Source organism: Terriglobales bacterium (assembly GCA_035561515.1).
In the GTDB taxonomy this organism is placed as follows: Bacteria; Acidobacteriota; Terriglobia; order Terriglobales; family Acidobacteriaceae; genus DATMXP01.
Genome location: DATMXP010000007.1, coordinates 212,508 through 226,306, shown reverse-complemented (window position 1 = coordinate 226,306; position 13,799 = coordinate 212,508). Strand labels below are relative to the sequence as shown.

Annotated in this window: 12 protein-coding genes; 4 read left to right on the top strand and 8 right to left on the bottom strand. The window is 57.1% G+C overall.

Annotation, left to right across the window (positions count from 1 at the left end):
• Window positions 1–112: 112 nt before the first annotated feature.
• The 3 genes from VN577_02230 to VN577_02220 form a co-directional block, all read right to left on the bottom strand.
• Window positions 113–694, bottom strand: a complete 582-nt coding sequence (locus VN577_02230; GenBank protein ID HWR13619.1) for a DUF2059 domain-containing protein — start codon at window positions 692–694, stop codon at window positions 113–115.
• Between the two features lie 111 nt (window positions 695–805).
• Window positions 806–2,281: an NAD(P)/FAD-dependent oxidoreductase gene (locus tag VN577_02225; GenBank protein ID HWR13618.1), complete on the bottom strand. Its 1,476-nt coding sequence runs from the start codon at window positions 2,279–2,281 to the stop codon at window positions 806–808.
• A gap of 6 nt (window positions 2,282–2,287) precedes the next feature.
• On the bottom strand, window positions 2,288–2,764 hold the full coding sequence (locus tag VN577_02220; GenBank protein HWR13617.1) for a PaaI family thioesterase: 477 nt from the start codon (window positions 2,762–2,764) through the stop codon (window positions 2,288–2,290).
• 120 nt (window positions 2,765–2,884) lie between these two features.
• Here VN577_02220 and VN577_02215 point away from each other — a divergent pair, with 120 nt between their 5' ends.
• Window positions 2,885–6,256: a hypothetical protein gene (locus VN577_02215; protein HWR13616.1), complete on the top strand. Its 3,372-nt coding sequence runs from the start codon at window positions 2,885–2,887 to the stop codon at window positions 6,254–6,256.
• A gap of 199 nt (window positions 6,257–6,455) precedes the next feature.
• Complete coding sequence (locus VN577_02210; GenBank protein ID HWR13615.1) at window positions 6,456–7,016, top strand: ORF6N domain-containing protein; 561 nt, start codon at window positions 6,456–6,458, stop codon at window positions 7,014–7,016.
• A gap of 1 nt (window position 7,017) precedes the next feature.
• On the opposite strand, the gene VN577_02205 is transcribed toward VN577_02210, so the two are convergent.
• Window positions 7,018–8,133, bottom strand: a complete 1,116-nt coding sequence (locus VN577_02205; protein HWR13614.1) for an ATP-dependent DNA ligase — start codon at window positions 8,131–8,133, stop codon at window positions 7,018–7,020.
• 92 nt (window positions 8,134–8,225) lie between these two features.
• Between VN577_02205 and VN577_02200 the strand changes: the two genes are divergently transcribed.
• The gene (locus tag VN577_02200; protein ID HWR13613.1) at window positions 8,226–9,074 is read left to right on the top strand and encodes a farnesyl diphosphate synthase; all 849 of its coding nucleotides are present in this window, start codon (window positions 8,226–8,228) and stop codon (window positions 9,072–9,074) included.
• An 8-nt stretch (window positions 9,075–9,082) separates the two neighbouring features.
• On the opposite strand, the gene VN577_02195 is transcribed toward VN577_02200, so the two are convergent.
• Window positions 9,083–9,520, bottom strand: a complete 438-nt coding sequence (locus VN577_02195) for a hypothetical protein (protein ID HWR13612.1) — start codon at window positions 9,518–9,520, stop codon at window positions 9,083–9,085.
• Window positions 9,521–9,689: 169 nt separating this feature from the next.
• Between VN577_02195 and bshB1 the strand changes: the two genes are divergently transcribed.
• A complete protein-coding gene (bshB1, locus tag VN577_02190; protein ID HWR13611.1) occupies window positions 9,690–10,454 on the top strand; it encodes a bacillithiol biosynthesis deacetylase BshB1 in 765 nt (254 codons plus the stop codon).
• Here the strand turns inward: bshB1 and pepE are convergent.
• The 3 genes from pepE to VN577_02175 form a co-directional block, all read right to left on the bottom strand.
• The gene (pepE, locus tag VN577_02185) at window positions 10,451–11,146 is read right to left on the bottom strand and encodes a dipeptidase PepE (protein HWR13610.1); all 696 of its coding nucleotides are present in this window, start codon (window positions 11,144–11,146) and stop codon (window positions 10,451–10,453) included. The two genes, bshB1 and pepE, sit on opposite strands and share 4 nt — an antisense overlap.
• Before the next feature lie 63 nt (window positions 11,147–11,209).
• Entirely contained in the window at window positions 11,210–12,466 is a 1,257-nt protein-coding gene (locus VN577_02180; GenBank protein ID HWR13609.1) for an ABC transporter permease, read from the bottom strand.
• Between the two features lie 4 nt (window positions 12,467–12,470).
• Complete coding sequence (locus VN577_02175; GenBank protein HWR13608.1) at window positions 12,471–13,727, bottom strand: ABC transporter permease; 1,257 nt, start codon at window positions 13,725–13,727, stop codon at window positions 12,471–12,473.
• Between the last annotated feature and the right edge of the window lie 72 nt (window positions 13,728–13,799).

Here is a 13,799-nt window from a genome sequence, read left to right as displayed (position 1 = left end):
GCAGGGAAAGTGCTATGGACGCAGAAATCCCTTGCGCAGTGAAGTGCCGGGTTACACGTCTATTGTACAACTCAGCAGTGTACCTTTCGACCTAAGCCGGACAGGGCAGTCGCTATTTTCCTGAGCTTGAACTCTTCGCCTTGTTTGCCGCCTCTTCCACTGCCTTCGCCAGGTCCGGATTCTCCTTCAGAACTTCGGTCATGCATTCCTGGCCCATTTTTCGGCCCCATTCTCCACCCATCTGCTGCATCTCGCCCGTTAACTTGGGCAGTGTGCCGACCGCTTTCTTGCCGAGCGGACTTTCGTAGAAAGCTACCAATCCCTTGATCTCATCTTCGGTGAAGTACTTGTCGTAGGCGGGTACCGCCATGTCGATCAGCACTTGGGGATCGCGCCGCTCATGGAATTTCTGGAAGAACAGTTCCACTAGCCGTTCGCGATAGTCTCCCGGAGGTAGCGCGCTCGTCATCATGGGACGAATGCTTTGTTCCATGGAATCCATCATGGAAATGGCAACGCCCTTTGCTCCGGAAACTTCGAGCAGGCGGCGGATAGAAGCTTCTTTTGCCGGACTGATGCTAGCGGTAGTTACGGCGGCCGCTGGTACGGGCGTCTTCTTGCTGTTGGGGGTCTGTGCGGCCAGGGATACGGCGCCGATAAGGAACAAGCAAACCAGGAAACCGATCTTCTTCATTCTTCCCTCGATGTTCCGTGACAGCCTAACCCAGGCGCACATTTTCCCGAATGTAACCAAGGACTAGCACCACTGAGTTTCTATGCAAATTTTCGCGATTGATCCACCGTGTTATCGGTCGTTGTCGAAAAGCTTTTTCGGCGTAATCTGGAACCGCCTCTTCAGAGCGAGTCTTGCGGCGAGCCATCCGCACATGCCGTGCACACCGGCCCCGGGCGGGGTGGAAGAAGAACAAATGAAGACATCTTTCAACGGAGTAGCCCAATACCGAAATGAAGGACGCATTCCTATCTGCCACAAGTCCTGAACGCCACCGACAATATCACCGCCGATAAGGTTGGGGTTATGGGCTTCAAGAGCACGCGGAGGCATAACCGACCTTTGCAGTATGCAATCCCGGAAGCCCGGAGCAAACCTTTCAATTTGCTTTTCGATTCGCTCCACCATGTCCACGTCGGAACCATTCGGCACATGGCAATACGCCCAGAACGTGTGCTTCCCCGCTGGCGCGCGCGTGGGGTCGAATAGGGAGTGCTGAGCGGCGATGATGAGCGGCGCATCAGATATGCCTCCCTTCCACACCACCCTCTCCGCGGCTGCGATCTCTTCCAGCGTGCCGCCGATGTGTACCGTTGCCGCTCGGCGGATTTCCGCGGAACGCCAGGGCACCGGCTCACTGAGTGCCCAATCGACTTTGAACGCCGCCATGCTGTAGCGAAAATTGCGCAGGACGCTCTTGTACATCCGGGGCAACTGCTCCCCGCAGATATCCAGCACCTGACGCGCCGTTACGTCGAGCAGAACTGCCCTCGCCGGTGGCACCTGGCGCAAGCTTGTGATCCGCACCCCGGTCTCGATCACACCGCCAAGAGATCGGAAGTGGGCCGCCATGGCGTCGCTCAACTTCTGGGCGCCGCCTTCCGGGAACGGCCATCCGCCGACGTGCCCCATCGTCACCAGGCCCAACACCACCAGGTTCGATCCGGACTTCTCCAGCGGCAGCATCGCATGACCGGCATTCCCTGCCATTAATGCCCGCAATGCCGGATCACGGAACCGCGACTCAATCATCCGGCGAGCCGGACGCAGCGCCTCGAACCCAACCGCAACCTTCCCAATCTGCCGAGGAAGCGACCGGAAGCCTTCTCTCTGAAAGTCGATCCATGCACGCGCTGCCGGCTCGAACAGAGCACGATACGCATCGCGATCTTCGGGGTAACGCTGCGCCGTCTCCTCTAGCGAGTTCTCCAGAATCGCCGCGTTGCCGCCATCAAGTGGGTGCGCAAGTGGAGCCGGCGAATGCACCCACTTCAGGCCGTATCGCTCAAGCGGAAAGTCGCGGAACACAGGCGAGGCGAACGCGAATGGATGGATGGCAGAACACATGTCGTGGACGAACCCGGGCAGCGTGAGTTCGGCGGACCGAGCGCCGCCGCCGATCGTGTCCTGCGCTTCCAGCACCAGGACGGATAATCCCTCGCGCGCCAAGGTGATGGCCGCCGCGAGTCCGTTCGGCCCCGATCCAACTACGACCGCGTCGTATCTAGCCACATTACTGAGATGTATTAACCGGCGTTGAGAAAGCAAAAACTGCTAGCCGCGCTTTATGGCGTACTTCCTGAACATCCGCTCCGGATCCACAGCAATAAACTTTCCGGTGCTGCGAGCGAGAACTTCGCCTTTATCGTTTCGGATCTCGGCGGCATTGTGATGTTCGCGTCCGTGCACGCGCTCTTCCCAGCCCTCGACGACCACCCACTTTCCGAGCGGCACCATCTTGAGATACTGGACTGTCATCTCCGAGGTTACGGCAATCACCTGTCGCAGCTTGTTTACCTTGCCCATCGCTTCATCGAGGATAGTCGCAACGATCCCGCCGTGTGCGTGTTTCGGCGGACCCCAGTAACGCCTCGGCAGCCGGAACTTGCATGTCACTTTGTGATGTTCTTCATCAAAGTGAAACTTCAGCCGCAGACCGTCGGCATTGTCCGGGCCGCAGCCGAAACAGTAGTTCTTCGGCAGGTGATGTTGTGCCGTTCCGTGTCCGTATACTGTTTTCTTTCTCGCCATAGTGGAACAGCGCAGTATAGAGCATCCGCTGTAGTCGTCCCGATTTTGCTGACATTCAGCCACTCTCGTTGTATAAAAGGCGGTTCTCTTTCATCCCAGCTTCCGTAGCAGGAGACGCCTTTGCGACCATTTCGTCCGCTGTTCAGCGCCATTCTTGTTTTTTGTCTGGCTTCCCCTTTTGTGCTCGCCCAGGAAAAAACTCCCAAACCATCGAAGAAGGAAAAGCAGACTCAGAAGGCCGAAGCTGCGAAGCCGGCCCCCGGCACAGCCGCTAAGGAAGAGAAGCCCGCAGATCCCTTTTCCACCAAAACCTTCGACGGACTAAAACTCCGCCTCATCGGTCCAGCGCAGATTTCTGGCCGTATCGTTTCTTTGGCCGTGAACCCGAAGAACCGCGCGCACTTTTACGTTGGCGTAGCGTCCGGCGGTGTCTGGAAGACCACCAATGGCGGCACCACTTTTACTCCGGTTTTCGACGGCGAGGGCTCCTATTCGATCGGTTACCTCACGCTTGATCCGAAAGATCCAAACGTTATCTGGGTCGGCACCGGCGAGAACAACGCCCAGCGCTCCGTCTCCTACGGCGATGGCGTTTACAAATCAGAAGACGCCGGCAAGACATGGACCAACGTTGGTCTGAAGAAGTCCGAGCACATCGGGCGCATCATCGTCGATCCACGTGACTCGAAGGTCGTCTACGTCGCAGCCCAGGGACCGCTCTGGAGCGCCGGTGGTGACCGTGGTCTCTATCGCACCAAGGACGGCGGCAAGACTTGGGAGAAGATCCTCAACATCAGCGAGAACACCGGCATTTCCGATCTCGTTCAGGATCCCGAGAATCCCGACACCATGTACGCCACGGCGTACCAGCGGCGTCGCCATGTTTGGACGCTGATCGACGGCGGCCCCGAAGCGGCCATCTACAAGACCACCGACGGCGGCGCCAACTGGACCAAACTGAAGAACGGCCTGCCGAAAGTAGAGCTTGGCCGAATCGGCCTGGCAATTGCCCCGTCTAACCCCAACATCATCTACGCGACCGTTGAAGCTGCCGATGGCAAAGGTGGCATCTTCCGGTCCGTGGACAAAGGTTCAAACTGGGAGCGCCGCAATCCGTTCGACTCCGGCGCAATGTACTACTCGCAGATTAACGTCGATCCCAAGAACCCCGACCGAATTTATGTAGGCAGCGTGTATTACAAGGTCTCCGATGATGGCGGCAAAACGCTACGGAATCTCGGCGAGAAGAATAAGCACGTGGACAACCACGTGATCTGGATTGACCCCACCGACACCGACTACTACCTCGTCGGTTGCGATGGCGGACTGTACGAAACGCATGATCGCGGCGAAAACTGGCGCTGGTTTGAGAATCTGCCACTTGGACAGTTTTATCGCGTCGGAATCGACAACGCGGTTCCCTTCTACAACGTCTACGGCGGCACACAGGACAACTCAACCTGGGGCGCACCTTCGCAAACAAAGTCAGTCAACGGCATCGCCAACGCGGACTGGACGTTCATCAATGGAGGCGACGGCTTCCATTCCGTCGTGGATCCAAAGGACCCGAATATCGTTTACGCCGAGTACCAGTACGGCAATATCGTCCGGTTTAACCGCCGCACCGGTGAATCCATCGGCATCGTTCCTCCGGAACCGAAGGGTGGTCCGCCATACCGATACAACTGGGACTCGCCCATCGCGATCTCGCACTTCGACAACAAGCGCATTTACTTCGCGGCGAACGTCGTGTTCCGTAGCGACAACCAGGGCAATGACTGGCAGGTGATATCTCCGGATCTTACCCGGCAGATCGATCGCAACCAGCTTCCTGTGATGGGCAAGGTGTGGCCCCCCGATGCTGTGGCAAAGAACCAGAGCACATCTTTTTACGGAAACATCGTCTCGTTCGCTGAGTCGCCGAAGCAGGATGGAATCCTGTATGTCGGCACCGACGACGGACTAATCCAGGTCACGCAGGATGGCGGCAAGAACTGGACGAAATACGAAACCTTCGCTGGCGTGCCAGACCGCAGCTACGTCAGTAAACTGCTCGCGTCTCAGCACGAACCCGGCGTGATTTACGCCGCTTTCGACAATCACAAGCAGGGTGACTTCAAGCCCTACCTGTTGCGCTCTGCCGACAACGGAAAGACCTGGGCGTCCATCGCCGGCAATCTGCCGGAGAACGGTTACGTTCACACCATTGCGGAAGACCACGTCAATCCAAAGCTGCTCTTTGCCGGAACCGAATTCGGACTATGGTTCACGGTTGATGGCGGCGCAAAGTGGATTCAACTCAAAGGCGGCGACTTCCCTGTAATTGCTGTGCACGACTTGACCATTCAGCAGCGCGAAAACGATCTGGTGGTGGGAACGTTCGGTCGCAGCATTTACATCCTCGATGACTACTCGCCCCTGCGCACGGTAAACCCGCAAGTCGTTCAGCAGGACGTCCTTACTTATCCGGCGAAGAATACGCTCATGTACGTGCAGACTCGCCCGATCGGCGGCCGTAACAAGGCGTTCATGGGCGAGACGTACTTCCTCGGCGAGAACCCGCCGTTCGGAAGCACCTTCACGTATTACCTGAAGGACGAGCTGAAAACCAGGAAAGAGCTTCGCCACGACGCCGAAAAAGAAGCGGCAAAGGCGAATAAGCCGATCAAGTATCCGACCAACGACGAACTGCGCGCGGAAGCGGAAGAGTTGGCGCCGGAAGTCTTCTTCGTTGTCTACGACGAAACCGGCAAGCCGTTGCGTCGCGTGAACGCTAAGAACGATAAAGGCTTCCAGCGAGCAACGTGGAACCTGCGTTACCCCGCGGCATCGCTCCCGACCGATGCTGGCGATGCCGACGAAGACTTTCCGCCTGCCGGCAACCAGGGACCCATGGTGCTGCCCGGCTCTTACTCGATGCAGATGTTCAAGAAGGTCGGCGGAGTTACCACCGCCCTTTCAACACCGCAGAAGTTCGAAGTTGTCGTGGAAGGTCAGGATGGAATGAATGCGCAGGACCGTGCCGCCCTCCGCGACTTCCAGCGCAAGGTAACGGATCTCTACCGGGCCGTTTCGGGCGCCATCAACTTGTCGAACGAAACCAAGACCAAGTTGAAGGCGATCCGCCGTGCGTTGCAGGAGACGCCTACTGCCGACCCGAAACTGGGGCAGATGGCCGATCAACTCGATCAGCGCAACAACGATCTGTTGCGTGCTCTTCGCGGCGACAAAGCGATTGCGGCGCGAAACGAGAATGTCCCGTTCTCCATCGACGATCGCGTGCAGGACATCATGGAAGGCCAGCGATTCGCCATCGTGAAGCCGACCGGAACTCACGTGAAGCATTACGAAATCGCTTCCCAGGAGTTTGCGGATGTACTCGGCAAGCTTCGCCAGTTGGTGGATGCGGACCTGCGGGATCTCGAGAAGCAACTTGAAGCCGCAGGCGCGCCGTGGACGCCGGGACGGGTTCCGGAGTGGAAACAGCAGTAGAGCCAACTTGAGGTTGCAATATGCAACCTCAAGATCGAAGGCGCGGACTTCGGTTCGCGCCTTTTCTATGCTGCTAGACCTCAAAAGCATGACCTGTTCGGATATTTCGGGCCGAACTCCACGATTACTCGTCACTTACTAGATCTCAGTAGTGCTGGCAGACTTGAGGTTACAAATTGCAACCTCAAGAGCGATACGATTGACGAAGCTGCCGAAAACGAGTCGACCGATAGAAAACTCAATTTTCATGCTGCGCGGCCAGAAGGTGATTTTGGACAGTGATTTGGCTGGTCTTTATGGCGTCGAAGTACGCGTCCTGAATCAGGCTGTAAAGCGTAACAGCGAAAGATTCCCAGCGGACTTTCTCATTTTGTTGACACATGATGAGTTCTCAAACTTGAGATCACAATTTGTGATCTCAAGCTGCGGTTATGGTGGTCGACGCTATGCTCCATTTGCTTTTACCGAACACGGCGCAATCATGGCTGCTACGGTTCTCAACTCCCCTCGCGCCGTCGAGATGAGCGTATTCGTAGTTCGTGCATTTGTCCGGTTGCGCGAAGTTTTGGCTAACCACCGCGAACTGGCCGCAAAACTTGGAGAACTGGAAAAGCGCATCGACAATAACGACAAAGCCATTGGACAGCTTTTCGGCGCAATCAAGCAGCTAATGACCCCCGCCGCAGTTCCGCCTCGCCGACGCATAGGATTCGAGCCAAAACAGCAGCTGAAGCTCAAAGCGCTGAAGGCCAAGGCGTAGCCTACGCCGCTTTCAGCCCTAGTGCTTCCAGCCCTTTTGCGCTATTCACTTCCAGTTGCTCGTACGTGCACTGCTTCGGCGACTTCTCCGGACGCCACCGCAGGAACTTCGTCCCATGCCGGAAGCGTCCCTGCGAGAAGTGGTCAAACTGCACCTCGCACACGAGCTTCGGGTCCAACCGCTCCCACTCCGCGCTCCGTTCCGTCGACCAACGGCTCGGCCCACCCGGCGCGTTGCCGGTGAAGCCTTCACCACCACGCAGCGGTTCCAGGATTTTCTTCAGGTCTTTTTTCATCTGTGGCGTGAAGCTCGACGTAAATCCGACGTGATTTAATTCCCCATGATCGTCATATAAACCAAGCAGCATCGAACCAATGACATTGCCCTTCGTCGCATATCGAAACCCGCCAACCACCACGTCAGCCGTCCGCATATTCTTGATCTTCACCATGCCGGTGCGCTCGCCCGACGCATAGGCCGCGTCGGTGCGTTTTGCAATCACGCCATCGAATCCGCTACCAGCCAGTTCGCGCATCCAGTGCTCGGCCTTGGCATGATCGGAATTAGAGGGAGACAGCCGGATCGAACTTCCTTTCGGTACGTGGCGGAAAAACTCCTCCAGTTTCTCCCGTCGTTCACGAAGCGGATTTTCCACCAGCGACTTCCCGTTCTCCACCAGTAAATCGAAAGTCAGCAAGCTCGCAGGCGTCTCCTTCGACAGCTTGCGTATCCTGCTCTCTGCCGGATGAATGCGCATCAGCAGGTCATCGAATGACAGGTGCTTGCCGCGGAATATCACGATCTCGCCATCCAGAACGAATTTCTCTTGCGGCACCTTACGCAATTCTTCCAGCAGTTCCGGGAAGTAGCGTCCCAGTGGTTGACCCGCCTTCGATTGCAGCAATACCTCATCCCCACTGCGGAATGCCACGCAACGGAAGCCGTCCCATTTTGGTTCGTAAATCCAGGCGTTCCCAAGCGGGATCTCGTCCACTGACTTTGCCTCCATCGGAGGATATGGCGGCTGGATCGGCAACTTGATATCTGGAAAATTAGCCTTTAACTCGTCTGCGGGTACCGCACCGGGCTCGACCGGAGGATTCTTCACTTTGCGCATACCGAACTTGGATGCGTATCACATGGAATCCAGAGTGCCGTAATTTATACTCACGGCTTATGCTTCAGGTCACGTTAGAACAGGGCCGCGCAATGGCCGATGAGGCGCTTGAACGCCTTTTACCACCTGCCGCACAGCATCCGCCTTCCATTCACCAGGCCATGCGCCATTCCGTGTTTGCCGGAGGCAAGCGTCTCCGTCCAATCCTCGTGATGGAAGCCGCCCGCATGATCACTGGCTCGCTCCCAGCCGGCGTTGCCGACCTCGGCGCGGCGCTGGAAATGATCCACACGTATTCCCTGATCCACGACGACCTTCCCGCCCTCGATAACGACGACCTCCGCCGTGGACGCCCCACCTGCCACAAGGCTTTCGGAGAGGCGACAGCCATCCTCGCCGGCGACGCGTTACAGACCTATGCGTATGAAGTGCTGGCGAACCTGAAGTGTTCTGCCGAGGCACGCGTGAAGATCATCGCCGAGACCGCACACGCCACCGGCACGATCGAAGGCATGATCGGTGGACAGGTCATGGATCTCGAGGCCGAGCACAAGCATCCGGACGCGCAGACCCTGGAATATATCCATCGTTCGAAGACCGGGGCGCTTATTACCGCCTGCCTCGTCAATGGCGGCTATTACGCAAATGGCACCACCGATGACATCGAACGGCTTCGCTGCTTCGGGCGCAAAGCCGGATTGGCCTTCCAGATCGCCGACGACATCCTCGACGTCACGCAAACATCCGAACAGTTGGGCAAAACAGCCGGAAAAGACGTGAAGGCCGACAAGGCTACGTATCCTTCGCTTTACGGCCTGGACAAAGCCAAGCAGATGGCGGACGAACTAGTGAAAGCCGGATGTGACGCGCTGAACCCTTACGGAGAGCGTGCTGCGACGTTGAAGGAGATTGCTTACTACCTGGTCCAGAGAAAGAAGTAGTGGGTGAGCTATTCGCTCCAGATCACCTGTAGCATCCACTTGCCACTCACTAGCCGAAAGTCGTGTAAGGTGTAGGTAGGAGTTGCCGGACGCGGCTCTTTTCGCACGAGCTCGAGAGTTCCCCACCACTCCTTGTCCTCAAATACCTCTTTCTTGATCGTAACCGCATTCTTTCGCAGTAGGTCGAGAATCGATTCCAGGTGAGGATCCCCCGAATACCCGAACTTGCGTTCGAACTCACGCTCTAAACAGTCGCCGTCGAAAAGCTGACAGTAAAATCCGCGTCTTTGGTCCAACTCGTTGAGCAGAGTCTGTAACGCGGTCGGCGGCTGTTCATGTCCTAGTGCAACTCCATCCGAAGGCAGGAATCTCTTAATTGCTTCTACGTCCTGATCGCGAATTGCTTGAAGGAACTTCTGAGAGGCCTGTTCAAAAGAAGAGGTCACTGTTGACCGCTGTTTCTCTGAGGCTTGTTTCTGAGCAACCGCTGCAGTAACGAGTACAGAGCAAACGAAGATCAATAAAAGCACCACGCGGTTCATTTCGGCGGAATTGTAACCGAGAGTTTGACAACGCAATTGGCTTTTTCGAGGTGTTGATGTTCAATAAACCGAAATGGGAATCGACATCCTCGCCATTGCCGCGCATCGCGACGACGTTGAACAGACCTGTGGCGGCACGTTGCTCAATGCCGCCCAACGCGGACAGCGCACAGCCATCCTCGATCTCACCCGCGGAGAAATGGGCACCCGCGGTACTGCCGAAGACCGTGCTCGCGAAGCCGCTGACGCCGCGCACATTCTTCAGGTCTCCTGGCGAGGTGCCCTCGATATCCCCGACACCCGTGTCGAGAACACGCACGAGAACCGGCTTAAAGTGGCTCGTGTAATCCGCATGCTCCAGCCGAAGGTGGTGATCCTCCCCTATTGGGAAGCGCGTCACCCGGACCACAAGAACGCTTCGCCTCTCGGCTACGAGGCCTGCTTCCTCGCCGGATTAAAAAAACTCGATCTCACCGGAATCACGCCCGAATCACTCAGCGTCACAATCGGAAGCGCAGAACTCGCGAGCGAGACACCTTATCGTCCGTTCAAGATTTTGTATGCCTCTCTTTACGCGGACACGCGCCCCTCGTTTGTCGTCGACATCACCGAGCAGTTCGAGATCCGCTTAAAGTCCTTGATGGCCTACAAGTCGCAATACGGCCAGCAACAGACCGGCGCCAACCTCTTCGTACCGGAACAGGAAATCCGCCAGCGCATGGAAACCATGGCCCGCTTTTACGGATTGCTCGCAGGTGTGGAATACGCCGAGCCGTTCGTTCAGAAGGAAGTGGGCCTTATCGAAGACGTAACGGCCATCCCCGTTCAGTCGATCTAGAACTCCACCAGGCTTCCCGGTTCCAGTTCATACGGCTCCATGCCGCGCCGGAAGATTCTCGCGCCCTTCGCTCCCTTCAATTGCACGCGATCATTTTCAACTCGCAACATGGCCGGCTCGCGGATCGCTACCACGGGCACGTCATTCTCTTCCAGGTATTCCTTTAAACGCTGCTCGCGCGTCTCGCCCATGTGCGTGGAGTTCGGATCGGCATCCAGATAGTGCGGATTGATCTGGATTTTGAGCAGTCCAATCGCCTCGAAGGACGGTGGCTGCACAATTGGCATGTCGTTCGTCGTCTTGATGCTCAACCCGGCAACATTCGACCCCGCACTCGATCCCATGTACGGCATGCCCGCTTCTACGCGTGCGCGAATCGCCGAGATCAAGTCCAGCTTGTAAAGAGTATTCAGCAGCCGAAAAGTATTCCCGCCGCCGATGAAGATTCCCTGCGCCGAATTCACCGCCTGCTTGGGATCGGCCGCCGTATGAATCGAATCCAGCCCATATCCCGTCGCCTCAAACTTTGCACGCACCACCGACGCGTATCCATCCTGATCCTTCAACGCGTACGGAACAAACAACACACGTTGAACCCCGGCAAACAAATCACGGATTTCATTCTCAGCATGGTCAAGGTATCCGCCGCCATGCACGCGGGAACTGCTTATGAGCAGAAGTCGCTTATTCATATTCGCCTTTAAGAGGACTTACTTCGGCGAACAGAATACACGTTCAATTACGAGGAGAGCGACTCAGTCATAGCGCAGCGCCTCCACGGGATCCATGCGCGCTGCCTTCATCGCCGGATAGAAGCCGGAACTGATCGCCACCAGCGCCAGGATAACGAACGAGCTTACCATCACCGGCAGCGACGTACGCAGAAAGATGTCGCCCTCGTGATTGGCTGTCTTGAATGCCTCCGAATACAGCGGCATCGGCGGAATCACATTCGCCAGCACAACGGCCAGCAGCATTCCAATCGCGCCACCGATAAACGTAAGCACCGTCGCTTCCAGCAGGAACTGCATCAGGATGTTCTTCGGCTTCGCCCCGAGTGCCTTCCGCAATCCAATCTCACGCGTGCGCTCCGTTACCGACACCAGCATGATGTTCATCACGCCTACGCCGCCGACTCCCAGCGTCATCGCCCCGATAAGCCCAAGCAGCACCTGCAATGCGAAGGAAAACTGGTTCAACTCTTCCACGTTCTCCATCGTGTTCCACATCGTGACGGCCTTCTCGTCACGCGGATCGAAGTTGTGATGCCGCGCCAGCGACGCCCGCACCAACCGGATGACCTTTTCGTGCTCCGCCGGATCGGACGCCTGGAACACCATCATCCCGGGATCGCGTACCGGCGTGATCTCCCGGTAAGTCTCGAACGGCAGGAAAACATTCTCGTTGTCCGGCCCATTGTTCGACGCGTCCTGAATCTTGTTTCGCAAGACGCCGATGACGGTGAAGCTCTGTCCATTCACCGAAACTTGTTCGCCTGCGGCTGGCCTGGTCCCGAAGATTTTCTTCGCCGCCTTCCTTCCCATTACCAGCACGCGCCGCCGTTCGACGAAGTCAGATTCTTCGAAGTACCGGCCTTCTTCCACGTCGAGGCGCCGCATCTTCCCATACGGATACTGAATCGCCTTCGTTTGTACCGACACCATCCGGTTATTGAATTTGAATCCGAGTATGTCGTCGTGCTCGGCGCTTACGGCGCTCACCAGCGGCACTTCTTCCCGGATGTACTGCACATCCTCGTACTTGAAGCGGACACGCTTTCCGGCGCGCTCGCCGCCGGCCTGCATGCTCGTCTGCCCGCCCCACATGATCACGACGTTGTTGCCGATTCCCATGAACGCGCTCAGCACGCTCTGGCCCACGCCTTGTCCGTATCCCAGCAACAGCACCACGGTCACCAATCCCCACACAATGCCCAGCATCGTCAGGAACGACCGCAGCCGGTTGCGTACCAGCGAGTTCCAACCTTCGGTAATGATCTCTCTTGTCGGCATTCTTTCACTCGTACCGCAGGCACTCCACCGGTTCCTTGTTCGCCGCCCGCGACGCCGGATACATACCGGCCGTCATCGTGATCAGCCCAAGCGTGATAATCGAAGCAGCAATCGCCGCCGGCGAAATCTCCGGTGCAGGAATGAAATCAGGCAAGGTTACGTTCTGCATCACGAAACAGATCCCCACCCCGACCGTGAATCCGACCAGGCCCGAGATGAGCGTCAGCACCGCCGATTCGGTGAAAAACTGCCTCTTGATATCGCCGTACGTCGCGCCGAGAGCCTTCCTCACGCCGATCTCCCGCGTGCGCTCCGTCACCGACACCAACATGATGTTCATCACTCCAATCCCGCCAAGGGACAACGTCATGAGTGCCACCGCGCCGAAGAACATCGTCATCACGTTGAAGATTCGCTGGTTCAGTTTCGCGCCCTTCAACGTGTCCCAAACCCAGATCGCGTCTTCGTCATCGGGCTCGAAGTGATGCGCACTGCCCAGGATTCGATACAGTTGCGCTTTCGCTGCATCGTGCTGCTCCGGATCCGCCACTTCGAGCACCAGGGTGTTGATGTATCCCGCGACGTGCCACGGGCGCTCCTTCGGAGGGAAATCGCGTGCCATTGCCGAATAAGGCACGAACAATTGCGTGTTATCCGGACCCATGCCATAACTGCCGTTTTGCTTCTTCTTCGAGAGCACGCCGATCACTTCATAGGGATACCCCGCCATCTGAATCGTGCTTCCAATGGCCGGCTTGCCCGGAAACAATTGCTGCGCCGCTTCCACTCCGAGTACCACCACTCGCCTCGCGAGTCTTTCATCCTGCTCGGACATCAGCCGTCCCTGCGAAACCGAGAGCGACCGAAACCGCTGATACTCCGGCCACACGCCGCGTACCGGCCGCGACGCCGCGTTGTACTGGCTGACCTGCGACACCGGACGCATCAGTTCCGGACTCACCGTCTTGAACAGGTACGCTTCTTCCTTCAACCGGTACGCGTCATTAATGTTTAGCCGGATCGGCCTTCCCGCCGCATAGCCGCCCGCCTGCGCACTGGTCCGCCCACCCCACACCACCATCAGGTCGATGCCAATGGTATGCATTCGTTTCTTCTGGTCGGTGTTGAAACCTTTTCCGAGCCCGACAAGGATGATGACGGAGGCAATGCCCCAGATAATCCCGAACATTGTGAGGAAGCTGCGCAGCTTGTGCGCGCGCATTGCACTGATGGTTTGCCGTATTGTCTCGAGGAGATTCATGCGCCCAAGCCGACGAAATCGCCGATCCTGAGGCCTTAGACAGAGTTATGAGTGGAAGGTGAGCAAAAGAAG

Bases quoted from the DNA above. Each gene is read 5' to 3' on its own strand.
- VN577_02230 (HWR13619.1), bottom strand. From the start codon at position 694: ATGAAGAAGATCGGTTTCCTGGTTTGCTTGTTCCTTATCGGCGCCGTA.
- VN577_02220 (HWR13617.1), bottom strand. From the start codon at position 2,764: ATGGCGAGAAAGAAAACAGTATACGGACACGGAACGGCACAACATCAC.
- VN577_02205 (HWR13614.1), bottom strand. From the start codon at position 8,133: ATGCGCAAAGTGAAGAATCCTCCGGTCGAGCCCGGTGCGGTACCCGCA.
- VN577_02200 (HWR13613.1), top strand. From the start codon at position 8,226: ATGGCCGATGAGGCGCTTGAACGCCTTTTACCACCTGCCGCACAGCAT.
- bshB1 (HWR13611.1), top strand. From the start codon at position 9,690: ATGGGAATCGACATCCTCGCCATTGCCGCGCATCGCGACGACGTTGAA.
- pepE (HWR13610.1), bottom strand. From the start codon at position 11,146: ATGAATAAGCGACTTCTGCTCATAAGCAGTTCCCGCGTGCATGGCGGC.
- VN577_02180 (HWR13609.1), bottom strand. From the start codon at position 12,466: ATGCCGACAAGAGAGATCATTACCGAAGGTTGGAACTCGCTGGTACGC.
- VN577_02175 (HWR13608.1), bottom strand. From the start codon at position 13,727: ATGAATCTCCTCGAGACAATACGGCAAACCATCAGTGCAATGCGCGCG.